This window comes from Phreatobacter sp. (assembly GCF_027532945.1).
In the GTDB taxonomy this organism is placed as follows: Bacteria; Pseudomonadota; Alphaproteobacteria; order Rhizobiales; family Phreatobacteraceae; genus Phreatobacter.
Genome location: NZ_JAPZTZ010000017.1, coordinates 99,347 through 123,796 on the forward strand (window position 1 = coordinate 99,347; position 24,450 = coordinate 123,796).

Below are 24,450 nucleotides of genomic sequence, written 5' to 3' on the forward strand. Positions count from 1 at the left end.
GATGCCTCCCTCGGCTCGCCCGACAGGCTCGCCAAGCCGGCGAAGCCTGTCAACCGTTGACGGTTCCGCGAGCGCCTCAGGCCGGCATGTCCGGGAAGATGTGGCGGCCGTCGGGCCCAAGCGGCAGCGGCTTCACCCAGAGCACGGCGTCCATGCCGAGATCGGCGTAGAGATGGGGGAAGAGGGCGCCGCCGCGGGAGGGCTCCCAGCGCAGCGTTTCGCCGAGGCGGGCGGCATCCACTGCGACGAGGACGAGGTCGGCCTGTCCGGCGAAGTGCTTGGCAGCCGTCTCGACCGCCTGCGCGGCCGTGGAGAAATGGATGTAGCCATCGGCGAGGTCGACCGGAGCGCCGGTGAAGCGGCCGGCGGCCTCCGCCTGCTGCCATGCGGCGCGCGGCGAGATCTTATAGATGGTGGGGGTCATGGCTTCACCGGCGGCACGATGTGATCCGCGCGGACTTGCCGTGGATTGACAGGCGCTGTCAAGGCCAATAGTCCTAGAAACGGATGTTCTTCCTGACATCCGGGGCATTGCAGCGGCTTCTCCGCTTCATGCCGGGAGGCCTCATGTTCTCGCACGCCGATATCTGGGCGGCCATCGATCGTCTGGCTGAGACCAACGGCCTGTCCGCCTCGGGCCTTGCCAAGCGCGCCGGGCTGGACGCCACCACCTTCAACAAGTCGAAGCGCGTCATGCTGGACGGGCGCGAGCGCTGGCCCTCCACCGAGTCGCTCGCCAAGGTGCTGAATGCCACGGGCACCAGTTTCGGTGAGTTTGTCGCGCTGGTCGGCGGGGCGCGGCTGGCGACGCGGCCGCTACCGATCCTCGGCTTCGCGCAGGCTGGCGCCGGGGGCTATTTCGACCAGAGCGGGATGCCGGCCGGCAACGGCTGGGATGAAGTGTCCTTCCCGGACGTGCCGGAGGAGGCGATCTATGCGCTGGAGATCCAGGGCGATTCCATGCTGCCGGTCTATCGTGACGGCGACCGCATCGTCGTCTCGCCGACCGCGCCGATCCGCCGTGGCGACCGCGTCGTGGTGCAGACCGCCGAGGGCGAGATCATGGCCAAGGAGCTGAAGCGCCAGACCAACAAGACGGTCGAGCTCGCCTCGCTCAATGCCGATCATGCCGACCGCAGTTTCGCCGTGTCGGAGGTGGCCTGGATGGCGCGGATCATGTGGGTGAGCCAGTAGGGGGGCGCCGGACGGCGTCGCCCCTCGTCGCTCACCCCTTCACGAACTCGCCCACCAGCGCCTTGCGGATCAGCGCGCGGGTCTCGTCGAGGCCGTAGAGGACGGCGAAGGAGCCGAAGCGCGGGCCCTTCTCCTGTCCGAGCAGCACCTTGTAGATGGCCGAGAACCATTCGGCGGAGACGCCGGGCTTCTCCGGCGTCGCGCCCTTGGCCTTGAGGTCCTGGTAGCGCGGGATGGCGCGGCCGACATCGTAGACGGCACCCTGCACGTCCTCGGCGCTGGCGTCCTTCGGCAGCGCCATGATGGCGGCGGCGAGCGCCTCCAGCGCCTCGCGCTCGACCGCGTCGGCCTCCTTGTAGACCTTGGTCGGCTTCACGAAGTCGTGGAAGTAGCGCACCGCATAGCCGGCGAGCTCGTCGAGCTTCGGGTTCTTCTCCGGCGAGGCGTCGGGCGCATAGCGGCGGATGAAGCCCCAGAGCACGCTGGTCTCCGGCGCGTTCGACACCGAGACGAGGTTCATCAGCATGGAGAAGGAGATCGGCACCTCGACCGTCGGCGGCGTGCCGGAATGGATGTGCCAGGCCGGGTTCATCAGCCGGGCCTTCTCGTCCTGACCTGGGAACTTCTCGACAAAGGTCAGGTAGTCGTCGACATTGCGCGGGATGACGTCGAAATAGAGCCGCTTGGCGCTCTTCGGGTTCTGGTACATGAACAGCGACAGGCTCTCGGGCGAGGCATAGGCCAGCCAGTCCTCGATGGTCAGGCCATTGCCCTTGGACTTCGAGATCTTGCTGCCGTTCTCGTCGAGGAAGAGCTCGTAGTTGAAGCCTTCCGGCGGCGTGCCGCCGAGCGCGCGGCAGATCTTCCCCGACTGCGTCACGGAATCGATCAGGTCCTTGCCGGCCATTTCGTAATCGACGCCGAGGGCGGTCCAGCGCATGGCCCAGTCCGGCTTCCACTGCATCTTGGCGTGGCCGCCGGTCACCGGCGTCTCGTAGCGCGTGCCCGAGGCCGGGTCGCGCCAGACGATGGTGCCCTTGGAAACGTTGCGCTCCTCCACCGGCACCTGCATGACCACGCCCGATTCCGGGTGGATCGGCAGGAAGGGCGAATAGGTGGCGCGGCGCTCCTCGCCCAGTGTCGGGAGCATGATCGCCTGGATGGCGTCGAAGCGCTCGAGGGCGGTCATCAGCGTCGCATCGAAGGCGCCCGACCGGTACATGGCGGTCGAGGAGACGAACTCGTAGTCGAAGCCGAACTGGTCGAGGAAGCCGCGCAGGCGGGCATTGTTGTGGGCGCCGAAGCTGTCATGCGTGCCGAAAGGATCGGGCACGGCGGTGAGCGCGCGGCCGAGATGCTGGGCGAGCAGCTCCTTGTTCGGCACGTTGTCCGGCACCTTCCTCAGACCGTCGAGGTCGTCGGAGAAAGCGACGAGGCGCGTCGGGATCTTGTCCTCGGTGAGGAGGCGGAAGGCGTTGCGCACCATGGTGGTGCGGGCGACCTCGCCGAAGGTGCCGATATGCGGCAGCCCCGAGGGGCCGTAGCCGGTCTCGAAAATGATCGGACGGTTCTTCGGCGTCTTTTCGAGCCGCGCCACGAGTTTCTTCGCTTCCTCGAACGGCCAGGCGGTGGAGACGCGGGCGGCCTCCAGGAGGGCAGGCGTGATCGGGAGCGCGGGCAACATGGCGGGGTCCGGCGGCAAGCGAAGGAAACGGGTGGGTTGCAATAGGGCGGGGGGGCTAGAAGGTCAATGAAAGCCGCTGCCGCCACGACGATGGCCGCGGCCTCTGCTAGGCTCCGCCCGTGATCTCGTTCGTCCTTTTCGACACCGTGCTCGGAACCGTCGGCCTCGCCTGGGGCGAGGGCGGCATCGTCGGCGTGCGCCTGCCGGCGGCAAGCCGCGAGGCAACGCGGGCGAGCCTTCTGGCCCGGCATCCCGGCGCAGCCGAGGCCGAGCCGCCGCCCGCCATCCGCGCTATCATCGACCGGATCGTGGCGCTGGCCGGTGGCGAGCGCGTGGATCTGTCCGATGCGCCGCTCGACCGGGCCGGCCTCGCAGACTTCCCCGCCCGCGTCTATGACGTGGCGCTGACGATCCCGCCCGGCGAGACGCTGACCTATGGCGAGGTCGCCCGCCGCATCGGCGAGCCGGGCGCCGCACAGGCGGTGGGCCGGGCGCTCGGCGCCAATCCCTGGCCGATCATCGTGCCCTGCCACCGCGTTCTCGCGGCGAGCGGTGGCACCGGCGGTTTCTCGGCGCCGGGCGGCGTCGAGACCAAGCTGAAGCTTCTGTCGATCGAGCGGGCGCGCACCTCCGCCGCGCCAACCCTCTTCGACGACGATCCGGCCTTCGGCCTTGCGGTGAAGCCGCGTCGCTAGGCGCCGCTACGCGATCACATGGCCGAGGGCCGCACGGTTGGCGGCGAAGGCCCGGTCGTACTCGATCAGCGCCGCCACCTCGTCGCGCGTCTCCGCACCATAGAGCCGGCCGATGATGTGCAGCGTCGCGTCAATGGCGAGCGACACGCCGCCGCCGGTGACTATGCCGCGGTCCTCGACCACGGCCGCCTCCACCGGCTCACTCCCGCGGGCAAAGCTGATGATGAGCGCCAGCGGTGCGTCCGTCTCCGCACCGACGGCCCGCCGCCGGGTGGTGAGGCGATGCCCGTCGAGGGTGCCGGAGGCTGCGAGAATGAGCGCGCCGGTGCAGACGGAGGCGAGGCGCAGCGGATCGAGGCCACGCAGGAAGGCGAGCATGGCGGGGTCGGTGACCTGCTCGCGCCAGCCCGGTCCGCCGGTGACGATATAGGTGTCGCAGGCGGGCGCTTCGGCGAAGCCCGCATCGGCGAGGATGGTGAGACCCCCGGCGAGCGCCACGGGACCCGCCTCTGCGGCGATGGTCACGGCGCTGATGTTCGGCAGGATCCGCCGCGCCATGGAGACGACGCCGGTCGTGCCGCCGATATCGATGGGCTCGACCCCCGGATAGACGATGACGCCCATGCGTGCGGCTGCTTGCCGGTCCCGATGCATGTTGGGTCCTCCCGGTGGCGACAGATGCAACGGTTGGGCCGCGCGCAGGGCTGCATCGCGCTGAAGGGGGCCGCGGGTGGCATGGCGGTTGCGACTGGGACCATCGGACAAAGCCGCGATGGCCGCGGCCCGACCGACCCCGGAGGTTCCGCATGAAACGCCGAGACGTGCTCACTTCGACCGGTGCCGCCCTTCTGGCCGGCGCGGCAGTCGCCAGCCCCGCCATCGCGCAGTCGCTGCCGACCATCCGCTGGCGCGCGACGTCGAGTTTTCCGAAGAGCCTCGATATCACCTATGGCGCCGCCGAGCAGTTCTGCCGCCATGTGGGCGAGCTGACTGAGGGCCGCTTCACCATTCAGCAGTTCGCCGCGGGCGAGATCGTGCCCGGTCTGCAGGCACTCGATGCCGTCTCCAACGGCACGGTGGAGGCCGCCTATACCGGCATGCTCTTCTATGTGGGCAAGGACCCGACCTTCGCGCTCACCGCCTCGGTGCCGTTCCTGATGAACCCGCGCCAGCAGCACGCCTGGTACTATCACGGCGGTGGCCTCGCCATGACCAACGCCTTCTTCCAGAAATACAATGTCTATGCGCTGCCCTGCGGCAATACGGGGATGCAGTGGGGCGGCTGGTTCCGCAAGGAGATCAAGACGGTTGCCGACCTGTCGGGCATGAAGATGCGGATCGCGGGCCTCGCCGGCACCATCGCCGCGCGGCTCGGCGTCGTGCCGCAGCAGATCGCTCCCGGCGACATCTATCCGGCGCTGGAGCGCGGCACGATCGACGCTGTCGAGTATATCGGGCCCTATGACGACGAGAAGCTCGGCTTCAACAAGGTGGCGCAGCGCTACTATGCCCCCGGCTGGCAGGAGGGTGGCACCGTGTTCCACGGCGCCTTCAACCTCGCCAAGTGGAACGAACTGCCGCCGCTCTACAAGAAGGCGGTGGAGGTGGCGGCGCAGGCCGCGACCACCGACATGCTCGCCCATTACGACCAGAAGAACCCGGAAGCGCTGATGCGCCTTGTGGCGCAGGGCGTGCAGGTCTCGCTCTTTCCGCAGGAGGTGCTGGAGCGGCTCTATGTGGAGGCGGAGGCCTACTACAAGGAGATCACCGCGACGAACCCCGAGTTTGCCCGCATGTTCGCGCATCAGCGCGAGTTCCAGCGCAAGGGCAACATGTACCATCAGGTTGCGGATTTTCAGTATGACCTGATGATGCTGCGGCTCCGGCGCAGCTGAGGCGGGGCGGTCGCGGGGAGGACAGCCGATGACGATCCACACGACGCCGGAGGCGGCTCCCGCCTTCGATCCGGAGGCGGTGAGCTATGTCGCCTCCATCGACGCCGTCCGGGCCGTCCATCCCGCGCCGATGTCGCGGGCGACCGACAAGGTGATCACCCGGCTCGACAAGCACTGCCGGGCGATCATCGCCCGGTCGACCTTCGTGATCGTCGGCACGCACGGGCCGAAGGGCGCCGACGTGTCGCCGCGTGGCGATCCCGCCGGCTTCTTGCGGGTGCTCGACGACACGCACCTGCTTCTGCCCGACCGCATCGGCAACAACCGCTTCGACTCGCTGGAGAACATCTTCGCCACCGGGATCATCGGCATGCTCTTCGTGGTGCCGGGGATGGCGGAGGTGCTGAGGGTCAACGGCCGGGCGCGCGTCACGGATGATGCGGACCTTCTCGCCGCGTCCGAGGTGCAGGGACGCCCGCCGAAGATCGGCGTGCTCGTTACCGTTGGCGAGGCCTATCTCCACTGCGCCAAGGCGGTGAACCGGGCATCGCTCTGGGACCCGAGCCGCTACATCAACCGCGACGACCTGCCGAGCTATGGCGCGATGCTGGTCGACCATTGCGAAGGCTTGACCCAGGACGAGAGCGATCGTCAGGGCGCCGAGATGGCAAGGCGCGGCATGTACTGACCGGGCTCAGTAGATCCCGCCGGGAAAGGCCTTCAGCACCAGTTCGGCATAGATGCCCTTCTCCCACAGCCGCTGCAGGGCGTGGTTGATGGCGCGGCGCAGGGGCTCGTTGCCGCGACGCATGACGATGGCGAGGCCCTCGCCGAAATAGCGGTTCTCGGTGAAGGCGCCACCGAGGAAGCGGCAGCAATCCGCCGAGGCCTCGCCGATGATCCAGAAGCCGGAGGCGACGCCGTCGGCGAAGAGCACGTCGACGTCGCGCTCCAGCAACGCCTTCCGGGCCGCGGCGATGTCGGGGAAGCGGCGCAGCGACGACGTCGGGTAGAACGTCGCGGCATAGGCCTCGTGGGCCGAGCCCTGCACCACGGCGATGGAGCGGCCGGCGAGCGCTTCCGGGCTCGCATCGGTGAGCCGCGTATCCTTGCGCATGACGAAGCGGGCCGGCGTGTCGAGATAGCGGTCGGAGACTTCGAAGCGCCGGCGCAGGTCCGGCGTGATGGCGAGCGAGGCGATGACCGCATCGCCGGCATTGCGATCCAGCCCTTCGGTGAGGAGGTCCAGGCGCCGCGCCTGGATGGTGCAGGGGATCTTCAACTCCTCGCAGATTGCGCGGGCGAGGTCGACGTTGAATCCGGCAGGGCGACCGTCGGGGCCGGGGAAGCCGAAGGGCGGCAGCTCGTCATCGGTGAGGAAGCGGATCTGCGGCACGCGGGTGAGATCGACGCGGTCGGTGCGCCGGCGCGGGTCCCAGTAGCCGGGGATGAGCACGGTCGGGGCACCGGCCTCGGCCGCCGGCGGGGCGGGAGGCACCTGCGCCTGCGACGGCACGGCCGCGGCGACCAGGATCGATGCAACCATAATCAGCAGAGGCGCCATCGCGCACGTCATCCGTGTTTGTCCGACTGATGCCGGATCACCGGCCGCTTATAGCCTCGACTGCGGCGTTCCGGGAGGGGCCGGCTGGGGGGCGCGGATCATGCGCTTTGTGGAGGAGGGGCGTCCGGTGGGGGGCGGAGCGTCATGGGCGCAGCCGCAGCGCCGCCCGGCGCCGCTCCCGCGGCAGGATCGTCCGGTCGTCGCGCCGACCCGTCAGCCACGCCTCGTCGACGAGTTGGTCGCGCCGCTGCATCGGCCGCGGGTGGACTGGGTGGCGCGGCGCTGGGGCGTCGATCCGCTCGATGCCGCCATCGGGCTCGGCCTGGTCACGCCCGAGGCGATGATCGACCGTCTCGCCCGCCGCATCGGTGCCGGGGTCATCCGGGCCGAGGCGGCCATCCAGATCGCGGCGGACCGGTCCGAGTGGCGGGCCCTGCGCGAGCGCGGCTGGGTGGCGATCGACCGGTCGGTTGGCGGCATGGCCGTGCTGGTGGCGCCCGATGGCGCGACTGCCGAGAGGCTTGCCGCCGGTCGGGTGGCCATTGCAGGCGGTGCCTTGCCGCTGGTGCTGGCGACAGAGGCCGCCTTCTCGGCGCTGCTGCGGCGCTGGGCGGAGGCTGTCTGGGTCGAGGAGGCGGTGACCCATCTCGCACGGGGCGATCCCGCCGCGTCTGCCGGCGACCGCGACCTGATGCGGTGGACCGCTGCGCTGCTTGCACTGGGGCTTGCGGGCCTGTTCGCGGCGCTGGCCTTTGCGCCACCGCCCTTCGCGCTGGCGGCCGGTGCCGCTGTCGGGCTGCTGGTCGTCCTCTGGACGGCCATTCGGCTGTCGGCCTGCGCGATCCGCCCGCCGCCGTTTCCGCGCCAGACCCTCTGCGACGCCGAACTTCCCCGCTACACGATCCTCTGCCCGCTCCATCGCGAGGCCGCCGTCGTGCAGGCCTTGCTCGCCGCGCTCGGTGGGCTGGACTATCCGCGCGCGAAGCTGACGATCCTGCTGCTGGTCGAGGCCGATGACCCGGACACGCGGGCGGCCATCGTCGCCTGCCGGCCGGACCCGGCTGTCCAGGTCGTGGTCCTGCCGCCAGATGGGCCGCGCACCAAGCCCAAGGCGCTGATGCTCGGCCTCGCGCTGGCCGATGGCGATCACGTCGTCGTCTACGACGCCGAGGACCGGCCGGGACCTGGCCAGCTCCGCGAGGCGGCGGAGACCTTCGCCGCGGCGGATGCATCGATGGGTTGCCTGCAGGCGCCGCTCACCATGGTCGATGCGCCGGGGCTGCTATCGCGCTTCTTCGCGGCGGAATACGAGGCGCTGTTTCGCGTGCTGCTGCCGGCGCTCGCCCGCTGGGGCTGGCCGCTGCCGCTCGGCGGAACCTCCAACCATTTCCGCCGGTCGGCGCTGGTCGCTGCCGGCGGTTGGGACCCCTACAACGTCACCGAGGACGCCGATCTCGGCTTTCGCCTCGCCCGCCACGGCTTCACCACCGGCACAATCGCAACGCCGACGCGGGAAGAGCCGCCGGCCACCGTCGCCGGCTGGATCGGCCAGCGCGCCCGCTGGTTCAAGGGGTGGATGCAGACCCTCGCCGTCCTCGCGCGGCGGCCGCTGCATCTTCACCGCGAGCTCGGCATCGGCGGCTGCCTTGCCCTTGGCGTGACGCTGGCGGGATCGTTGCTCGCCGCCCTCGTCCATCTCGTCGCCCTCGCGGCGCTCGCGACCGGCTGGGGGCTACACGGGCCGCCGCCCTGGCTCGGCGCGGCGGCCCTGGTCTTCGTCGCCGGCTATGGCGGGAGCCTCGTGTTCCTCGCCGCCGGGCTCGCGCGGGGCGGGCGCACCGGCCTCCTGCCGTGGCTACCGCTCCTGCCCGTGGTCTGGCTCGCCATGGGCCTTGCTGCTCTCATGGCGCTTCGCCAGCTCTGGTCGCGTCCGTTCCATTGGGAGAAAACCGCCCATGGCGGCATCGCCTGGCCGGAGGATCGTCGTGCCGCCGGCCAGCCCTCTCCCGTCGAGGCCGAGGTTCTTGAGCGCGTGCGTGTCCTGACAGAGGTCGCGCTGGCGACGCGGCGGCACCAGCCGCAGGACGTGGCGGCGGCGCTGAGACGTCACGCCTTGCGGCTCAAGCGGGGAAAGGCTTCGCCGTCGATCGTGTCGGGGCTTGAGGCGATGGCGCGGGACCTCGGCGGGTCCGCGTCCCGCGCATCTCCGCCATTCGAACGAGGTTGAGCCCGCCCCTGCGACCTTGCCTCCGTCGCTGCGCCGCGACATGGTCCCGCGCCGCAGCCGAGGGAGGGATGACACGGAATGAGCGAGGGGGATGCACCGGTCGCGGTCCGGCCAACCGATCGCCACAGCGCCTTCCATCGCCTGATCGGCTGGGAGGTGGTGGAGTGGAGCGACGGTCATGCCGTCATGCTCTGCCCGGTGCGCGAGGAGTTCATGAATCGCGGCGGCGGCCTGCATGGCGGCCTCGTCGCGACGCTGATGGATTCGGCCGGCGGCTATGCGGCGCTCGGCGGCCCCCCGAAGGACCCCGACGCCGTGGACGGGCGCGGCGTCACCCTGTCGCTGACGGTGAACTATCTCGGCACGGCGCGGGAGGGCACGCTGAAAGTGACCGCCACCCGCACGGGCGGCGGCAAGAGCGTCGCCTTCGTGACCATCCGCTGCGAGGACGACAAGGGCAACCCGATCGCCGAGGGCGTGGGCACCTTCCGCCGGTTTCAGCGGGAGGGCTGACCTTTACTCCGCCGCGTCGAATTCGCCCGGCGCGAAGCGGTAGCTCGACGAGCAATACTCGCAGGTGACGGTGATGGCGCCGTCCTCGACCATGTCGCGGCGCTCGTCCTTCGAGAAGCTGCGGATGATGCCGTCGATGCGGTCGCGCGAGCAGGTGCAATGCTCGCGCACGTCCTGCGCGTCAAAGACCCTGACGCCGCGCTCGTGGAAGAGGCGGAACAGCAGCCGCTCCGGCGACAGGTTGCGGTCGACAAGTTCGTCGTCGCCGATCGTGTCGGTGAGCGCACGGGCCTCGGCCCAGGCCTCGTCCGGTTCGGGGATGGCGGTGCCGTCCGGCGCATCGCCCGGATCGAGGTCGCGATGGCCGGTGGAGGCTTTCGGCAGGTGCTGGACAAGCACCCCGCCGGCGCGCCAGGCGCGGGTCAGGCCGTTGTCGCCGGCGACGAATTCCTCCGCCGCCGCCAGGCGGACGCGGGTGTCGATCTGCTCGGACTGGCGGAAATACTGATCGGCCGCCTTCTCCAGCCCCTGGCCGTCAAGGGAGACGATGCCCTGGTAGCGCTGCATGTCGCCGCCCTGGTCGATGGTCATGACCAGCTGGCCGTCGCCGAGGAGCGACGCGGGCTCGGCCTGGCCGGCAGCGATGGCGGCATCCACCGCCTCGGCGTCGAAACGGGCCAGGGCCCTGACGCGATCAGGCGTTGCAACGTCCACCACGACCATTCGAACGGGGCCGTTGGTCTGGGTCTGCAGGATCAGCCGGCCGTCGAACTTAAGGCCCGAGCCGAGCAGCAGGGTGAGCGCGGTGGCCTCCGCCAGAACGCGGGCCACCGGGGCGGGATAGCCATGGCGGTCGATCATGGTCGAGACGGAACGGCCGAGGCGGATGACGCGGCCGCGCAAATCGATTTCTTCGACCTGGAAGGGCACGACGATGTCGTCAGCGCCATGGGTGATGTCGGGGATCGTGGACATGCCGGCTATATGAGCCTTCCGGGCCGGGAATGCGAGAGGCAGATACGGCGCGGAGCGGTGCCTCCGGCGATCACGGCGCCGTGATCACTCTCCGCAGAACTACGCAGGATTTTTCAAGGTGCTGGTGTATTGAACAGGAGCGATCGTTGCGTCGCGGTCACACCTGCATGGCAAATCATGGCACGACGGGGTGTCCGTCTGCCATGCCATTGCGCAGCGGTAGGTCGTTACGCTCTATCGATTCGTCCGTTTCGCGACGGGCGGGTGCCACATGCCGTGCCGCCCTACCGACGCGCACAACTCCGGGGTTCCCTCATGCGGCGCTTGTTGCCCGTCCTTGCTGCCCTTGCGGCGCTCGCCTTCTCCGGCGCTGCGTCCCAGGCGCAGACCGTCAATTTCGGCTACGGCGATCAGGTCATCTTCGATCCGGCCACCGGCGGCCCGATGCAGATGCGCCCGCGCACCGATGGCGGGCCGCGCCCGTCCGCCGGCGTCTCGGCCATTCCGCGCGAGACCGTTCAGTTCTCGGGCCGCTACGCCCCGGGCACCATCGTCATCAACACCCAGGAGCGCCGCCTGTACCTGGTGCAGGCCGGTGGCACCGCGATCCGCTACGGCGTTGGCGTCGGCCGCCCGGGCTTCTCGTGGGGCGGCAACCAGACCATCACCCGCAAGGCTGAGTGGCCGGATTGGCGTCCGCCGGCCCAGATGCTGCGCCGTCGTCCCGATCTGCCGCGCTTCATGGCCGGTGGCCCGGACAATCCGCTCGGCGCCCGCGCCCTGTATCTCGGCTCCTCGCTCTACCGCATCCACGGCTCCAACGAGCCGGATACGATCGGCACCGCGGTGTCTTCGGGCTGCTTCCGCCTCACCAATGACGACGTGATCGATCTCTACAACCGCGTCCGCGTCGGTACCCGGGTGGTCGTCCTGCGCTGATCGCGCCTGCGATCCTGTTCCTTTGCGAAGGCCGGCGGTGACGCCGGCCTTTTGCTTTGGGGTGCGCGGGTTGGCTTTGGACGCTCCAAGCCCCATTTTGGGCGAGAACCGAATCGGAACATCCCGCGCCCATGACCGACCCCGCCGCCTCCCGCCAGCCAAGCCTTGCCGAAAGGGCCATGGCTGCGCGTGGACAGCAGGCGGCGGCTTCCTATCTCTCTGGCCTCAACCCTGAGCAGCGCGCTGCGGTGGAGACAGTGGACGGGCCGGTTCTGGTCCTCGCCGGCGCCGGCACCGGCAAGACGCGGGTGCTGACCACCCGCATCGCGCATATCCTCTCGCAGCGCCGCGCCTATCCCTCCGAGATCCTCGCCGTCACCTTCACCAACAAGGCGGCGCGCGAGATGAAGGAGCGCATCGCCCATCTGGTCGGCGAGGCGGTGGAGGGCATGCCCTGGCTCGGCACGTTCCACGCCACGGGCGTGAAGATCCTGCGACGCCATGCCGAGCTGGTGGGACTGAAGCCCGGCTTCACCATCCTCGACACGGATGACCAGATCCGCCTGCTCAAGCAGCTCATCCAGGCCGAGAACATCGACGAGAAGCGCTGGCCGGCCCGGATGCTCGCCTCCGCCATCGACGGCTGGAAGAACCGCGCGCTCACCCCGGACAAGGTGCCGGCCGGTGAGGGCGCGTCCTATGCCAACGGTCTCGGCCTCAAGCTCTATGCCGATTACCAGGCGCGGCTGAAGGTGCTCAACGCCGTCGATTTCGGCGACCTGCTCCTGGAAGCGATCCGCCTGTTCCGCGAGAACCCGGAGGTGCTGGCCGAGTACCAGCGCAAGTTCCGCTTCATCCTCGTCGACGAGTACCAGGACACCAACGTCGCCCAGTATCTCTGGCTGCGCCTCCTCGCCCAGCGCCAGGAAGGCCGGCCGCAGAACATCTGCTGCGTCGGCGACGACGACCAGTCGATCTATGGCTGGCGCGGCGCGGAGGTCGACAACATCCTGCGCTTCGATAAGGACTTTCCCGGCGCGACCGTCATCCGGCTCGAGCGCAACTATCGCTCCACCGGGCATATCCTTGCCGCCGCCTCGCACCTCATCGCCCACAATGAGGGCCGGCTCGGCAAGACGCTGTTCACCGACGGCGAGGACGGAGAGAAGCCGACGCTCACCTCGGTCTGGGACTCCGAGGAGGAGGCGCGCTCTATCGGCGAGGAGCTCGAGCAGTTGCAGCGCTCCGGCCACCTGCTGAACGAGACGGCGATCCTCGTCCGCGCGTCGTTCCAGATGCGCGAGTTCGAGGACCGCTTCATCACCATCGGCATGCCCTACCGGGTGATCGGCGGTCCGCGCTTCTACGAGCGGCTCGAGATCCGCGATGCGCTCGCCTATCTGCGCTGCGTCGCGCAGGCCTCCGACGACCTCGCCTTCGAGCGCATCGTCAACACGCCGAAGCGCGGCCTCGGCGATGCAACGCTGCAGCAGCTCCACGACTTCGCGCGCGCGAAGGGCGTGCCGCTGATGCAGGCCGCGCGGGTGCTGGTGGAGACCGAGGAGCTTAAACCCAAGGTGCGGAGGTCGCTCAAGGACCTCACCGAGCAGTTCGACCGGTGGGCCGGCCAGATCGAGGCCATGCCGCATTCCGAGCTTGCCCAACTCGTGCTCGACGAGAGCGGCTACACGGAGATGTGGCAGAAGGACAAGACGGCCGAGGGCGCCGGACGGCTGGAGAACCTCAAGGAACTGGTCCGTTCCATGGAGGAGTTCGAGAACCTCTCAGGGTTCCTTGAGCACATCGCTCTTGTCACCGAGGCGCGCGGCGATGCGGAGACCGAGGACGCGGTCTCGATCATGACCCTCCACTCGGCCAAGGGCCTTGAATTCGAGACGGTCTTCCTGCCGGGCTGGGAGGAGGGGCTCTTCCCTCACCAACGCTCCCTCGACGAGAACGGCCGCGCCGGTCTGGAGGAGGAGCGGCGTCTCGCCTATGTCGGCATCACGCGCGCGCGGCGACGGGCGAAGATCTATTTTGCCGGCAACAGGCGCATCCACGGCCTGTGGCAATCCACCGTGCCGAGCCGCTTCGTCAATGACCTGCCCTCGGCCCATGTGCAGATCAGCGAGGGGCTCGGCACCTCGGGCTATGGCGGCATGGGCCGGGGCGGCTTCGGCCAGAGCCGCTTCGACAAGGTCGAGAGCTTCTCGTCGAGCTATTCGACGCCCGGCTGGCAGCGCGCCCAGGCGCAGCGCTCGCTGCACGAGGCGCAGGCGCGGTTCACCGGCCGCACCGGCAGCCAGGCCTTCGGGTCGAGCTATGCCGAGGGCCGCGGCGGCTTCCAGGGCCGTCTCACCGACCGGTCCGGCGGGGGCAAGACCATCGACGGCGAACTCGTCGCCAAGTCCACGGGCGAGTCCTCCCGCTACCGACCGGGCGACCGGGTGTTTCACCTCAAGTTCGGCTATGGCGAGGTGACAGCGGCCGAGGGCAACAAGCTCACCGTGCAGTTCGACAAGGCCGGCGAGAAGAAGGTGGTCGACAGCTTCGTGCAGGCGGCGTGAATTCGATGATCGTTGCCCCTGGTTCATAGCCACCGGTCGAAGGTTGTGGCGTCTTAGGCGGAAATCGGTGGGGCCCTCTCCATGATCCGCGATAGTCGTGACATTATCCGACGTCTTGAAAGCGAAGGGTTCGTGCTGCGCGCCGTGAAGGGCTCGCACCACAAATTCCTCCACGCCGCCACACGACGGATGGTCATTGTCCCTCACCCCAAGCGAGACTTGCCGCGCGGAACGGTGTATTCCATCTATCGACAGGCGGGCTGGTCCCGCGATTGATAGTTCGAGCCTTCGTCGCGCCATGCCGAGCTACATCGCCATCGTCCACAAGGATTCCGACAGCTGCTACGGCGTCCAGTTTCCGGACGTACCCGGCGTTTTTTCTGCAGCTGACGAAATCGAAGACCTGGTCGCGAATGCGGTCGAGGCGCTTGAGCTGGGCGCTGAAGACTGGGAGGAGACCCATGGATCTCCCTTCCCTCTGCCCCGGACGATCGACGAGCTTCGCGACGATCCTCAGTTCCGGGAGGCGGCGGTGGACGCCATGCTCCTGATCGTCCCATTTGATCCGGCCACCCGCCGCGTCGCGGCGGAGTGATGCTCCTTAGCCCGCCCGTTGCTGGATGACGCCGTACCAGCCGAGCCCCGCATAGGTCTCGTAGCCCGGGGTCAGGTGGAAGGCGGTGGTTGTTCCCCCCGCATCCGTAGTGAACCCGGCGCTTCGGCCGCCGGTTTCGAAGGCCACGGTCTCCGAGAGGACGCCCTTGCCGTCGGAACTGGCGATCACGCGCTTGCGGGCATCGACCAGCAGGACGCGGCTGCGGCTCGCCTCCTCCTCGCTCAGCCGCACGCCCTGGACTATGGCGCGGGCCTGGGGCTCCCAGTCGAAATGGATGGCGAGGACGCCGAGCGGCATGCCGTGCATGGCGCCGCCGGCGCGAACCGCAGTGGCGTAAGTCGCGACCTCGGCATCGCGCAGCAGGGCTGAGCGGGTGACATCCGCCACGGTGTAGTCGTCACCGGTCGACAGGCCCATGGCGCGGGTGAACCAGGCCTCGTGCCGCGCCGACTGGCCCGCAACGGGGAAGCGGTCCGGACGCCCGGAGGCGATGATGCGGCCCTCGCGGTCGCAGAGCCAGATGTCGAGATAGACGGTGTAGGCGCCGAGGATGACGCCGAGCCGGCTGGAGGCATGGCTGGCGCGCTCGGGCGTCGGCTCGGTCAAGGCCTCGACGACGGCGGAATCGGTTGCCCACCAGCGCACGTCGCAGGTGCGCTCATAGAGGTTCCGGTCCATCAACTCGATGGCGTTGAGCGCAAGATCGACAAGGCGCTGGCCCGCCGCCTGGCTGCTCATCGCCAGTGTCATGGTCTCCAACTCCTGCATCTGCCGGGCGAGTTCGGCGGAGAATTGCTGCGCGATGGCCCCGACCCGGCCGGAGATCTCCCGCACCTCGGCTGCGACAACGGCGAAGCCACGACCGTTCTCGCCGGCGCGAGCGGATTCGATCAGCGCATTCAACGCCAGCATCCGCAGGCCATTGGTGATCTTGTGGATCTCGTCGATCTTTGCGGACGTGCTGCCGCGCACCTCGCGGGTGGCGGCGAGGATGGCGTCGAGGGAGGGGGCGGGCTCGTCCAGCGAGGAGGCCGAGACTGCAGATGAGGTGGAGATGGACATGAGGGTTGGCTCGCGGACCTGATGGGCATTTCCTTGGCGGGAAACTGCTATGTCCATCCTTACCGAAATCTAAACTTCCCAAAGGGAATGTTGAAATCAAACCATTGATATCGAACGGTATTTTCTCATTGCATACAATTTGAGCACTCGCGCCGAAAATTCCCCACCACCTCTGGATTGCAGCCTGCTCTGCCGGCTCATTCCAAGGGTTGGTGACAGGGGCGCAGACGATCGGCTATCACGCCTCCATGCTCGAAGGCCTCCATCCCGTCGCCCCCACCCATCTCATGCGGCTCGAAACCTCCGAGCGCGCGGCGCGCAAGGTCGGCGACCTCATCGGCGAGATGTTCGATCCCGCCGAGACCGCGGTCGCCGCCTTTGAGGCTCCTGATGGCCAGATCTGGCTGGTGGAGGTCTTCTTCCGCGAGGCTCCCGACGAGGAGCACGTGCGGGCCCTGGTGCGCGGCGCCGCCGGCGATGCGGTGGCGGCCTGCGTCACCTTCCACGCCATCGAATCCCGCGACTGGGTGCGCGCCTCGCTCGACGGGCTCAAGCCGGTCGAGGCCGGCCGCTTCACCGTCTTTGGCAGCCACGACCGCCACAGGGTCGCGCCCAATGCCATTCCCATCGAGATCGAGGCGGCGCTCGCCTTCGGGACCGGCCACCACGGCACGACGCTCGGCTGCCTGCGCGCCATCGACCGCCTGGCCAAGGCCCGCCGGTCCTTCCGGCCGCTCGATGTCGGCACGGGCACCGGCGTCCTCGCCATCGCTGCCGGCCTGCGCCACCGCGTGTCGGTCCTCGCCTCCGACATCGATGCGGTCTCGGTCGAGGCCTCGCGCGATAATGCCGTGCTCAACAAGGCGCGCGGCTATGTCCAGGTGATCCATGCGGCAGGGCTCAAGGATGGGCGCTTCCGCAACGGTGGTCCTTACGACCTCGTGCTCGCCAATATCCTGCCGCGCCCGCTGGTCGGCATGGCGACGGATCTCGTCCGCCTTGTCGCGCCGGGCGGCTGGGTGGTGCTCTCCGGCATCATCCCGGCGCACGCCAATCTCGTCATCTCCGCCTATCGCGACCGCGGCCTGAAGCTGGTCATGCGAGAGACCATCGAGGGCTGGGTGACGCTCACCATGCGTCGCGGCGGCTGAAGGCCAGCGCGTCAGGCCTTCTTCGGGTCCGGCCGTCGGCTCGCGGTCTCGCTCTCCGCCGTCCGGGCCTCGCCGGGACCGGGCTTTCCGGGCTTCTGAAGCTCGGCGATCCGCCGCGCCGCGCGCTCCACCGCAGCCTCGTCTTCGTCCCGCGCCATGGTCACCTCCCCGTTATCCGTTGCCGTGATGCTGCGCCGAGCGGTCAGCTTGCCCCGCCCGGGCACGGGTGATCAACTCCGCCGCCGTCCATCGGGTCCTCGTCCATGCGCATCGTGAAGACCATCGTCAAATGGGCCACCGCCCTCGTCCTGCTGCTGGTCGCCGGCGTTCTTGGGGTAGGGCTCTGGTACGTCCGGTCGGTGGAGCCACAGGTGGCCGGCACCATCACCCTGCCGGGCTTCCAGAAGCCGGTGGAGGTCCTGCGCGACCAGGAGGGCGTGCCGCATATCTTCGCCGAGAGCGATCTCGACGCCACTGCGGCCCTCGGCTTCGTCCATGCCCAGGATCGGCTGTGGCAGATGGAGATGAACCGGCGCATTGCTAATGGCCGCCTCTCCGAGCTCGTCGGCGCGCCGGGACTGGAGACCGACCGCTTCCTGCGGACCATCGGCATCCGCCGCGCGGCCGAGGCGATCTTCGCCAATCTCGACCAGGACACGCGGGTGCAGCTTGCCGCCTATGCGCGCGGCGTTAACGCCTATCTCACGACGCGCTCCTCGCCGCTTCCGCCGGAATTCTGGCTGCTGCGGGCTCCCGCCCCTGAGCCCTGGTCGCCGGTCGATTCCATCGGCTGGTCGCTGATGATGGCCCTCGATCTCGGCGGAAATTTCAATGCCGAGATCACCCGGATGCGGCTCGCCCAGCGGGGTCTCACCATGGAGCAGATCGGCCAGTTCCTGCCGCCCTATCCCGGGGAGAGCTGGCCGGCGCTGCCGGACTACACGGCGCTCTACCGGTCGCTCGGTGGCCAGACGCAGCGGGCGGCGGCGCTCATCCGCGCCTTCGATTTCGGCGTCGAGGGCCTCGGCTCCAACAACTGGGTCGTCTCCGGCGCCCGCTCCGAGACCGGCAAGCCGTTGCTTGCCAACGACCCCCATCTCGGCCTCTCGGCGCCGGCGCTCTGGTATTTCGCCCGCCTCACCTCGCCCTCGGGCACGGTGATCGGCGCGACGTTGCCGGGCGTGCCCAGCGTCGTCCTCGGCCGCAACGATCGCATCGCCTGGGGCTTCACCAATACCGGCCCGGACGTGCAGGACATCTTCATCGAGAAGATCGATCCGGCCGACCCGACCCGCTACCAGACCCCCGATGGCTGGGCGCGTTTCGAGACGGTGCGCGAGGTCATCCAGGTGCGCGGCGCGCCGGACGAGGTGCTGAATGTCCGCATCTCCCGCCACGGCCCCGTCATCTCCGACGGCGCGTCCGGCGGCGCGACGCAGGCCGTGCCGCAGGGCCATGCGCTGGCGCTGCAATGGACGGCGCTCTCCCCCGACAACCTCACCGTCCAGGCCTTCGCCAAGCTGAACTTCGCGCGCAATTGGGACGAATTCCGCGACGCCGCCCGGCACTATGCCGTGCCGCAACAGAACATGGTCTATGCCGATGTCGACGGGAATATCGGCTTCGTCGCGGCAGGCCGCGTGCCGGTGCGCCGTCCCGACAACGACCTGAAGGGCCTGTTCCCGGCGCCGGGCTGGGATGCTCGCTACGACTGGGCGGGCTTCATTCCGTTCGAAGAGCTGCCGCAGGAGTTCAACCCGGCGCGCGGCCACCGCATCACAGCCAATGAGCGGATCACGCCCGAGGGTTATCCGCACCACATCACCTTCGAATGGTCCACGCCGCATCGCGCCGACCGCATCGCCGAGCTGCTCGCCGCGACCCCGCGCCACGGCATGGCGAGTTTCCGCGCCATGCAGGCCGACCACCGGTCGAACGCGGTGCGCGAGGCGCTGCCGCTGCTCCTCGCCGCCCACCCCAGGGGCGAGGCCGAGCGTGCGCGGCAGACGCCGGAGACAGTGCGGCAGGTGCTGGCGGCGCTCGGCACCTTCGACGGCACCATGGCGACCGACCGTGCCGAGCCGCTCGTCGTTGCCGCCTGGATGCGCGAGCTGACGCGGCTCATCTATGCCGATGAGCTCGGCCCGCGGCTGTTTGCGACGCTATGGGACCAGCGCCACAGCTTCATGATGGGCGTGCTGAAGGACCAGAACGGCGCTGCTGCCTGGTGCAACGCCGAGGGGCGTCCGCAGAGCTGTGCCTTGCTCGTGTCGCGTGCCCTGGATCTCGCGCTCGAGGACCTGACGAAGCGCTATGGCGCCGACTGGCGCGCCTGGCGCTGGGGCACGGCGCATGAGGCCCTTTCGGAGCACCGGCCCTTCTCGCGGGTGGCCCAGCTCGCCCCGCTCTTCGACGTGCGCGTGCCCGTGCCTGGCGACACCTACACGGTGAACGTCAACCGCTACACGATCCGCAACGAGGCCGGGCCCTTCGTGTCGCGCCATTCCGCCTCGCTGCGCGCCATCTACGACATGGCCGACCCCGAGCGGTCTGTCTTCATGCACTCGACCGGGCAGTCGGGCATCCCGACCTCGCAGCTCTACCGCAATCTTGCGGAGCGCTGGGCGCGGGTGGAGTTCATGTCGATGCGCACGAACCGGGCGGAGATCGAGAAGGGCGCGATGGGCCGGCTGGTGCTGCAGCCGCGCTGAGCGGCGCTGGACGAAACACAAGGGACCGCGGCCCGCCACAGGGCCGCAGGATCCGCGCGCTAGGGACTGAGGATCACACTCGTTCCGGAGCACCGCCATGGTCCGTCGCTGTCTGTTCGCTGCCTTTGCCGTCGCTGCCCTCGCTGCCACACCGGCCAAGGCCATCAACGCCGTGTGCGAGGTGCTCCCGACGTCCGATGGCTTTGCCGCCCTGCGCGCCGGCCCCTCGGTGGATGCCCGGCTGATCGCACGGATGAAGACAGGCCATAACGTCCAGCTGCGCGCCCGCAACCAGGGGGAGGTCATCCGTTCCGGTCCCTGGACGCAGGTTCTCTACTGGCCCGACGGCGAGCTCTACATGCCCAGCCAGCCCGAATATCGCAGCGCCAAGATCGGCTGGGTGGCGCAGCGCCTCATCGGCGATTGCGGCTGAGCCTCAGGCGGCTTTCGGCGCCTTCGGGTGGCGGTGGCTCGGCGTGCGCATCGTGACGAGCTCCTCGGCCGCGGTCGGATGGACGGCCATGGTCGAATCGAAATCGGCCTTTGTCGCGCCCATCTTCACGGCTATGCCGGCGAGCTGGATCATCTCGCCCGCATCCGGACCGCAGACATGGACGCCGAGGACGCGGTCGGTCTCGCCATCGACGAGCAGCTTCATCAGCATGCGCGTGTCGCGGCCGGAGATCGTGTGCTTCATGGGACGGAAGGTCGCCTTGTAGACGTCGAGGGCGCAGCCGGTGGCCAGCGCCTCGGCCTCCGACATGCCAACCGTGCCGATCTCGGGCTCCGAGAAAACGGCGGTCGGGATCAGTTGATGGTCGGCCGTCCAGGTCTTGCCGCCGAACACGGTGTCGGCGAAGGCATGGCCCTCGCGGATGGCGACGGGGGTGAGGTTCACCCGGTCGGTGACGTCACCCACCGCGTAGATCGACGGCACTGACGTGCGGCTGTCGGCATCGACCAGCACCTCGCCGGCCTTGCCGAGCTTGACGCCCGCCGCTTCGAGGCCGAGGCCGGCCGTATTGGGCTTGCGGCCGATGGCCATGAGCACCTGGTCGGCGACGACGGGGGGATGGCCGTTGCGGAAGCTGACGGTGAGGCCGTCGGCGCCCTTCTCGATGGACGTGAAGACCTCGCCCATCACCAGGCGGATGCCCTTCTTCTGATACTCCGCCATGAGGTGGTCGCGGATGTCGTCGTCGAAGCCGCGCAGGACCTTGTCGCCGCGATAGACGAGGGTCACCTCCGAGCCGAGGCCGGCGAAGACCCCGGCGAATTCGACGGCGATGTAGCCGCCGCCGGCGATGACGATGCGCTTCGGCTGTTCAGGCAGGTGGAACACCTCGTTGGAGGAGATCGTGTGCTCGCGGCCGGGCAGGGCCTCGTCGGTCGAGGGTCGGCCACCCGTGGCGATGAGGATGTAGCGGGCGGTGATGGTGCGGCCATCGGCGAGCTTCACCGCATGGGGGCCGGTAACGGTGGCGCGCTGGGCGACGATCTCGACGCCGGCCTTGGTGAGGTTGGCGCCGTAGATGCCCTCGAGGCGGGTGATCTCGCGATCCTTGGCGGCAATGAAGCGCGGCCAGTCGAAGGCCGTCTCTCCCACGGTCCAGCCGAAGCCGGCGGCATCCTCGAAATGCTCGTGGAACTGCGAGGCGTAGACCATCAGCTTCTTCGGCACGCAGCCGCGGATCACGCAGGTGCCGCCCATCCGGTACTCCTCGGCGACCATGACACGGGCACCGTGGGTGGCGGCGATGCGCCCGGCGCGGACGCCACCGGAGCCACCCCCGATGACGAAGAGGTCGACGTCGAAGCGCGGATCGGCAGCGGTGCTCATGGTGTCCTCGGCGGGCTGGCGGCAGGCTCGCGCCGTGCCGCCGGAAAGATCGTGACCGGTCCGGCCTTAACACAGGGGGGCGGGGACACAAATCCGCGAGGGGCGTGCTTGCTGCGTGGGATCAATCCACGCATTGTCCGCCTGCGTTTCAGGAGCCAAGTTCATGTCCCAGGAATCCGGCCCCCCGGCCGATGGTCCAGCTGCACAGACGGGGGACAGGGCCTGGCTGTTTCGGGCGGTGACGGGTCAGACGGCAGCCGCGGATCACCTGTCGCATCCAGGCGACGCTGCGCAGTTTGTGACGGACCTCCTCGCCTCCTCCGACTACCGCAACCGCTTTCGCGATGCCGCGCGCGAGGATGCGGACATCGTCGCCGCCGTGGAGCTGTGGCCGCCGGAAACGCGGCCGCATGACCTGCATATCTTCGTCGTCACGGGGGATCCCTGGTCGAAGTCGCGCGCCTCGATCGAGCGCCTTGCGCCGCGTCTGGGGGATCGCCTCGTCATGACGGTCCTGACCGGCAAGGCCGACGACGAGCCGTTTCCCGATGTCCCAGGTCTCGAGCTGATCGTGATCCCCGGCCAGAGCATCTTCCAGCTGCGGGCGCGCCTGCCCGAATTCATGAAGGAGAGCGCCTGGGTGATCTCCATCGAGGACCATTCGGTGCCGACGCAGGACTGGCTCGACGGGCTTCTCGCGACCCTTGCGACAGTCCCTTCGACCTGCCTTGCGGTGACGGGCACTGCGGCCAACCTCACGTCGACGAAACCCTGGGCCTGGGCCAATTTCCTCTTCAACTTCTACCGTCACTGGCACCCCGCCGCCGCGCCCGAACTTGGCGGCACGGTCGCGACCACGGCCTTCCGGCGGGACATGGCGGGGCGCCGGCCCTTCGCGATCCACGCCTTCGAGAGCCGTGTGCTCGGCCGTAGCATGCCGGTGAGCAACGCTTTCCCGGTGAACCACACCCAGCACACCCGTTTCATCGAGGCGACGCTTCACGTCATCGACAATGGCCTGGTCTATGGGGCCTCGCTGCGCCGCAATCACCTTCGACCGCGCTCCGCGCTGTTCCACTCCGTCCGTCACGTGCTGGGCGGGCGCATGCGGGACATTGCCGAGGTTCTCGCCGTCCATCCCCGGCGCGCCGAACTGCCGCCGGGCACGCTCGCTCGCATCCGATGGATCGCCTGGTGCCATTCGCTGGGTGCCGTGCTTGGAGCCCTGGTCGGCAGCGGCAGGGCACATCTGCGGCTCGAGTAGGAGCCACCGGCACCCCACCGGCATCCGGATAAGACGCTATGGCGGTTTGTCGCACCTGGTGCGACATTCCACGTCATGAATGGGGAGTGAACGACCATGGCGACTTTGACGCGGCGCGAGGCTCTGGCCCTCGGCAGCGCCATTTTGACAGCGGCCGCAAGTGGGAGCCTGCAGGCCCTGCCGAGCGAGCTGAAGATCATGGCGCCGGCTGCGCCGGGCGGCGGCTGGGACCAGACGGCCCGCGTCATGCAGGGCGTGCTCACCGCCGAGCGGATCGTCCGGTCCGCCCAGGTCACCAATGTCGCGGGTGCCGGCGGGATCATCGGCATCGCCCAGTTCGTCAACGGCTCGAAAGGCGACCCGACGGCGCTGATGGTCTCTGGCTTCGTCATGGTCGGCGCCATCCTCATGAACCGCGCGCCGGTCACTCTCGACGCTGTAACGCCCATCGCCCGCCTGACCGGCGAATGGCAGGCGCTGGTGGTGGCGGCGAATTCGCCGATCAAGACGCCGCAGGACCTCATCGCCGCAATCAAGGCTGACGTCACCAAGGTCAGCTGGGGCGGGGGGTCGGCCGGTGGTGTCGACCACATCACCGCCGCCATGTTCGCGGGCCTTGCCGGTGCCGACGGCTCGAAGGTCAATTACATCGCCCATTCCGGCGGCGGCGAGGCCATGGCGGCCATCCTGTCGAACCGCGTGACCGTCGGTGTCGGCGGCGGCAGCGAGTTCGAGCAGCATGTGAAGGGCCGGCGCCTGCGCTGGATCGGCCTGACCGCGCCACAGGGCACGGCCGGCCTTCCCGGCCCGACCCTGTCCGAACAGGGCATCAAGCTCGAGCTGCAGAACTGGCGCGGCGTCTTCGCCGCCCCCGGTATCACCGAGGCGCAGCGCGCCGAACTCGGCCAGCTCGTCGAGAGAATGGTGAAGTCCAAGGGCTGGGCCGACCAGCTCTCCGCCAAGGGCTGGCAGGACACCTATCTCGGCGCCAGCGCCTTCGAGGCTTTCCTCAAGGAGGAAATCGCCCGCGTTTCCGGCGTGCTCGGCCAGCTTGGTCTGGTGAGGGCGTGATGTCGGGCGGGGGAGGAACCGGCGCCGACCGTCCGGTCATCGCCATCGGTGCCGGCCTGATCGCCGTCGCCGCCATCGTCTTCTGGCAGTCCTGGGCGCTCCGCGCGAGTTTCGGCAGCCAGACGCTCGGGCCGCAGATGATGCCGTTCCTGGTGTCGCTGCTGCTGCTGCTCTTCGGCTCGCTGACCGTCGTCGCCGGCTGGAAGGGCACTTTCCCGACCCGGGAGGAAGCGGATTGGACCAGCGTCGCCTGGATCACCGGCGGCCTCGCCGTGATGATCCTGCTTATCAAGACCGCCGGCTTCGTTCCGGCCTGCGCGCTGCTCTTCGCCTCCACGGCCCGGGCGTTCGGCTCACGCCGCGCACTGGTCGACGTCGGCATCGGCGGCCTCATGGCGGCGGTCGTCTATCTCTTCTTCGTGCGCCTCCTCGGCCTGTCTCTCCCGTCCGGCTTTACCGAAAGCCTGTTCTGACCCCGCGGC

24 protein-coding genes are annotated in these 24,450 nt (G+C 68.9%); 16 read left to right on the plus strand and 8 right to left on the minus strand.

Annotation, left to right across the window (positions count from 1 at the left end; all coding sequences use genetic code 11):
- Nucleotides 1-76: 76 nt before the first annotated feature.
- A complete protein-coding gene (locus tag O9344_RS13625) occupies nt 77-424 on the minus strand; it encodes a DUF952 domain-containing protein (protein WP_298478139.1) in 348 nt (115 codons plus the stop codon).
- A gap of 143 nt (nt 425-567) precedes the next feature.
- Here O9344_RS13625 and O9344_RS13630 point away from each other — a divergent pair, with 143 nt between their 5' ends.
- Entirely contained in the window at nt 568-1,194 is a 627-nt protein-coding gene (locus O9344_RS13630; RefSeq protein ID WP_298478141.1) for a helix-turn-helix transcriptional regulator, read from the plus strand.
- Between the two features lie 31 nt (nt 1,195-1,225).
- Here O9344_RS13630 and O9344_RS13635 read toward each other — a convergent pair whose 3' ends face one another.
- Nucleotides 1,226-2,878: a lysine--tRNA ligase gene (locus O9344_RS13635; protein WP_298478144.1), complete on the minus strand. Its 1,653-nt coding sequence runs from the start codon at nt 2,876-2,878 to the stop codon at nt 1,226-1,228.
- A 119-nt stretch (nt 2,879-2,997) separates the two neighbouring features.
- On the opposite strand from O9344_RS13635, the gene O9344_RS13640 reads away from it, so the two are divergent.
- The gene (locus O9344_RS13640; protein WP_298478147.1) at nt 2,998-3,573 is read left to right on the plus strand and encodes a methylated-DNA--[protein]-cysteine S-methyltransferase; all 576 of its coding nucleotides are present in this window, start codon (nt 2,998-3,000) and stop codon (nt 3,571-3,573) included.
- A 6-nt stretch (nt 3,574-3,579) separates the two neighbouring features.
- Here the strand turns inward: O9344_RS13640 and O9344_RS13645 are convergent, their stop codons facing one another.
- Nucleotides 3,580-4,197 (minus strand): DJ-1/PfpI family protein, encoded by a 618-nt coding sequence (locus O9344_RS13645; protein WP_298478150.1) that lies wholly within the window; start codon nt 4,195-4,197, stop codon nt 3,580-3,582.
- 182 nt (nt 4,198-4,379) lie between these two features.
- Here O9344_RS13645 and O9344_RS13650 point away from each other — a divergent pair, with 182 nt between their 5' ends.
- Nucleotides 4,380-5,468: a TRAP transporter substrate-binding protein gene (locus tag O9344_RS13650; RefSeq protein WP_298478153.1), complete on the plus strand. Its 1,089-nt coding sequence runs from the start codon at nt 4,380-4,382 to the stop codon at nt 5,466-5,468.
- A 28-nt stretch (nt 5,469-5,496) separates the two neighbouring features.
- Entirely contained in the window at nt 5,497-6,156 is a 660-nt protein-coding gene (locus tag O9344_RS13655) for an MSMEG_1061 family FMN-dependent PPOX-type flavoprotein (protein WP_298478156.1), read from the plus strand.
- A gap of 6 nt (nt 6,157-6,162) precedes the next feature.
- Here O9344_RS13655 and O9344_RS13660 read toward each other — a convergent pair whose 3' ends face one another.
- Nucleotides 6,163-7,032, minus strand: coding sequence for a transporter substrate-binding domain-containing protein (locus tag O9344_RS13660; protein WP_298478159.1), 870 nt, complete (start codon nt 7,030-7,032; stop codon nt 6,163-6,165).
- A 100-nt stretch (nt 7,033-7,132) separates the two neighbouring features.
- Here O9344_RS13660 and O9344_RS13665 point away from each other — a divergent pair, with 100 nt between their 5' ends.
- Nucleotides 7,133-9,259: a glycosyltransferase gene (locus O9344_RS13665; protein WP_298478162.1), complete on the plus strand. Its 2,127-nt coding sequence runs from the start codon at nt 7,133-7,135 to the stop codon at nt 9,257-9,259.
- Nucleotides 9,260-9,337: 78 nt separating this feature from the next.
- Nucleotides 9,338-9,772, plus strand: a complete 435-nt coding sequence (locus O9344_RS13670) for a PaaI family thioesterase (protein WP_298478165.1) — start codon at nt 9,338-9,340, stop codon at nt 9,770-9,772.
- 3 nt (nt 9,773-9,775) lie between these two features.
- Here the strand turns inward: O9344_RS13670 and O9344_RS13675 are convergent, their stop codons facing one another.
- The gene (locus O9344_RS13675) at nt 9,776-10,747 is read right to left on the minus strand and encodes an Hsp33 family molecular chaperone (protein WP_298478169.1); all 972 of its coding nucleotides are present in this window, start codon (nt 10,745-10,747) and stop codon (nt 9,776-9,778) included.
- A 315-nt stretch (nt 10,748-11,062) separates the two neighbouring features.
- Here O9344_RS13675 and O9344_RS13680 point away from each other — a divergent pair, with 315 nt between their 5' ends.
- From O9344_RS13680 to O9344_RS13695, 4 genes are all read left to right on the plus strand, one after another.
- A complete protein-coding gene (locus O9344_RS13680; RefSeq protein ID WP_298478172.1) occupies nt 11,063-11,686 on the plus strand; it encodes a L,D-transpeptidase in 624 nt (207 codons plus the stop codon).
- 179 nt (nt 11,687-11,865) lie between these two features.
- Nucleotides 11,866-14,253, plus strand: a complete 2,388-nt coding sequence (locus O9344_RS13685; protein WP_298478556.1) for a UvrD-helicase domain-containing protein — start codon at nt 11,866-11,868, stop codon at nt 14,251-14,253.
- An 81-nt stretch (nt 14,254-14,334) separates the two neighbouring features.
- Nucleotides 14,335-14,529, plus strand: a complete 195-nt coding sequence (locus O9344_RS13690; RefSeq protein WP_298478174.1) for a type II toxin-antitoxin system HicA family toxin — start codon at nt 14,335-14,337, stop codon at nt 14,527-14,529.
- A gap of 22 nt (nt 14,530-14,551) precedes the next feature.
- A complete protein-coding gene (locus O9344_RS13695; protein WP_298478177.1) occupies nt 14,552-14,848 on the plus strand; it encodes a type II toxin-antitoxin system HicB family antitoxin in 297 nt (98 codons plus the stop codon).
- Nucleotides 14,849-14,854: 6 nt separating this feature from the next.
- Here O9344_RS13695 and O9344_RS13700 read toward each other — a convergent pair whose 3' ends face one another.
- A complete protein-coding gene (locus O9344_RS13700; RefSeq protein ID WP_298478180.1) occupies nt 14,855-15,931 on the minus strand; it encodes a methyl-accepting chemotaxis protein in 1,077 nt (358 codons plus the stop codon).
- Between the two features lie 248 nt (nt 15,932-16,179).
- Here O9344_RS13700 and O9344_RS13705 point away from each other — a divergent pair, with 248 nt between their 5' ends.
- Nucleotides 16,180-17,082 (plus strand): 50S ribosomal protein L11 methyltransferase, encoded by a 903-nt coding sequence (locus O9344_RS13705; protein WP_298478559.1) that lies wholly within the window; start codon nt 16,180-16,182, stop codon nt 17,080-17,082.
- 11 nt (nt 17,083-17,093) lie between these two features.
- Here the strand turns inward: O9344_RS13705 and O9344_RS13710 are convergent, their stop codons facing one another.
- The gene (locus O9344_RS13710; protein WP_298478183.1) at nt 17,094-17,240 is read right to left on the minus strand and encodes a hypothetical protein; all 147 of its coding nucleotides are present in this window, start codon (nt 17,238-17,240) and stop codon (nt 17,094-17,096) included.
- A gap of 105 nt (nt 17,241-17,345) precedes the next feature.
- Here O9344_RS13710 and O9344_RS13715 point away from each other — a divergent pair, with 105 nt between their 5' ends.
- Both O9344_RS13715 and O9344_RS13720 read left to right on the plus strand, forming a co-directional pair.
- A complete protein-coding gene (locus O9344_RS13715) occupies nt 17,346-19,793 on the plus strand; it encodes a penicillin acylase family protein (RefSeq protein WP_298478185.1) in 2,448 nt (815 codons plus the stop codon).
- A 97-nt stretch (nt 19,794-19,890) separates the two neighbouring features.
- Nucleotides 19,891-20,226, plus strand: coding sequence for a hypothetical protein (locus O9344_RS13720; RefSeq protein WP_298478188.1), 336 nt, complete (start codon nt 19,891-19,893; stop codon nt 20,224-20,226).
- Nucleotides 20,227-20,229: 3 nt separating this feature from the next.
- On the opposite strand, the gene gor is transcribed toward O9344_RS13720, so the two are convergent.
- Nucleotides 20,230-21,633: a glutathione-disulfide reductase gene (gor, locus tag O9344_RS13725; RefSeq protein ID WP_298478189.1), complete on the minus strand. Its 1,404-nt coding sequence runs from the start codon at nt 21,631-21,633 to the stop codon at nt 20,230-20,232.
- Between the two features lie 163 nt (nt 21,634-21,796).
- Between gor and O9344_RS13730 the strand changes: the two genes are divergently transcribed.
- The 3 genes from O9344_RS13730 to O9344_RS13740 all read left to right on the plus strand — a co-directional run bounded on the left by O9344_RS13730 (nt 21,797) and on the right by O9344_RS13740 (nt 24,441).
- On the plus strand, nt 21,797-22,897 hold the full coding sequence (locus O9344_RS13730; RefSeq protein WP_298478192.1) for a hypothetical protein: 1,101 nt from the start codon (nt 21,797-21,799) through the stop codon (nt 22,895-22,897).
- A gap of 96 nt (nt 22,898-22,993) precedes the next feature.
- A complete protein-coding gene (locus tag O9344_RS13735) occupies nt 22,994-23,968 on the plus strand; it encodes a tripartite tricarboxylate transporter substrate-binding protein (protein ID WP_298478195.1) in 975 nt (324 codons plus the stop codon).
- Nucleotides 23,968-24,441 carry a tripartite tricarboxylate transporter TctB family protein gene (locus O9344_RS13740; RefSeq protein ID WP_298478198.1) on the plus strand — a complete coding sequence of 158 codons (474 nt, stop codon included), beginning with the start codon at nt 23,968-23,970 and terminating at the stop codon, nt 24,439-24,441. The genes O9344_RS13735 and O9344_RS13740 overlap by 1 nt, the downstream gene beginning before the upstream one ends.
- Nucleotides 24,442-24,450: the final 9 nt, after the last annotated feature.

Coding starts and splice junctions, on each gene's coding strand:
- O9344_RS13625 (WP_298478139.1), bottom strand. CDS start 424: ATGACCCCCACCATCTATAAGATCTCGCCGCGCGCCGCATGGCAGCAG.
- O9344_RS13630 (WP_298478141.1), top strand. CDS start 568: ATGTTCTCGCACGCCGATATCTGGGCGGCCATCGATCGTCTGGCTGAG.
- O9344_RS13635 (WP_298478144.1), bottom strand. CDS start 2,878: ATGTTGCCCGCGCTCCCGATCACGCCTGCCCTCCTGGAGGCCGCCCGC.
- O9344_RS13645 (WP_298478150.1), bottom strand. CDS start 4,197: ATGGGCGTCATCGTCTATCCGGGGGTCGAGCCCATCGATATCGGCGGC.
- O9344_RS13650 (WP_298478153.1), top strand. CDS start 4,380: ATGAAACGCCGAGACGTGCTCACTTCGACCGGTGCCGCCCTTCTGGCC.
- O9344_RS13655 (WP_298478156.1), top strand. CDS start 5,497: ATGACGATCCACACGACGCCGGAGGCGGCTCCCGCCTTCGATCCGGAG.
- O9344_RS13660 (WP_298478159.1), bottom strand. CDS start 7,032: ATGGCGCCTCTGCTGATTATGGTTGCATCGATCCTGGTCGCCGCGGCC.
- O9344_RS13665 (WP_298478162.1), top strand. CDS start 7,133: ATGCGCTTTGTGGAGGAGGGGCGTCCGGTGGGGGGCGGAGCGTCATGG.
- O9344_RS13670 (WP_298478165.1), top strand. CDS start 9,338: ATGAGCGAGGGGGATGCACCGGTCGCGGTCCGGCCAACCGATCGCCAC.
- O9344_RS13675 (WP_298478169.1), bottom strand. CDS start 10,747: ATGTCCACGATCCCCGACATCACCCATGGCGCTGACGACATCGTCGTG.
- O9344_RS13680 (WP_298478172.1), top strand. CDS start 11,063: ATGCGGCGCTTGTTGCCCGTCCTTGCTGCCCTTGCGGCGCTCGCCTTC.
- O9344_RS13685 (WP_298478556.1), top strand. CDS start 11,866: ATGGCTGCGCGTGGACAGCAGGCGGCGGCTTCCTATCTCTCTGGCCTC.
- O9344_RS13690 (WP_298478174.1), top strand. CDS start 14,335: ATGATCCGCGATAGTCGTGACATTATCCGACGTCTTGAAAGCGAAGGG.
- O9344_RS13695 (WP_298478177.1), top strand. CDS start 14,552: ATGCCGAGCTACATCGCCATCGTCCACAAGGATTCCGACAGCTGCTAC.
- O9344_RS13700 (WP_298478180.1), bottom strand. CDS start 15,931: ATGTCCATCTCCACCTCATCTGCAGTCTCGGCCTCCTCGCTGGACGAG.
- O9344_RS13705 (WP_298478559.1), top strand. CDS start 16,180: ATGCTCGAAGGCCTCCATCCCGTCGCCCCCACCCATCTCATGCGGCTC.
- O9344_RS13710 (WP_298478183.1), bottom strand. CDS start 17,240: ATGGCGCGGGACGAAGACGAGGCTGCGGTGGAGCGCGCGGCGCGGCGG.
- O9344_RS13715 (WP_298478185.1), top strand. CDS start 17,346: ATGCGCATCGTGAAGACCATCGTCAAATGGGCCACCGCCCTCGTCCTG.
- O9344_RS13720 (WP_298478188.1), top strand. CDS start 19,891: ATGGTCCGTCGCTGTCTGTTCGCTGCCTTTGCCGTCGCTGCCCTCGCT.
- gor (WP_298478189.1), bottom strand. CDS start 21,633: ATGAGCACCGCTGCCGATCCGCGCTTCGACGTCGACCTCTTCGTCATC.
- O9344_RS13730 (WP_298478192.1), top strand. CDS start 21,797: ATGTCCCAGGAATCCGGCCCCCCGGCCGATGGTCCAGCTGCACAGACG.
- O9344_RS13735 (WP_298478195.1), top strand. CDS start 22,994: ATGGCGACTTTGACGCGGCGCGAGGCTCTGGCCCTCGGCAGCGCCATT.
- O9344_RS13740 (WP_298478198.1), top strand. CDS start 23,968: ATGTCGGGCGGGGGAGGAACCGGCGCCGACCGTCCGGTCATCGCCATC.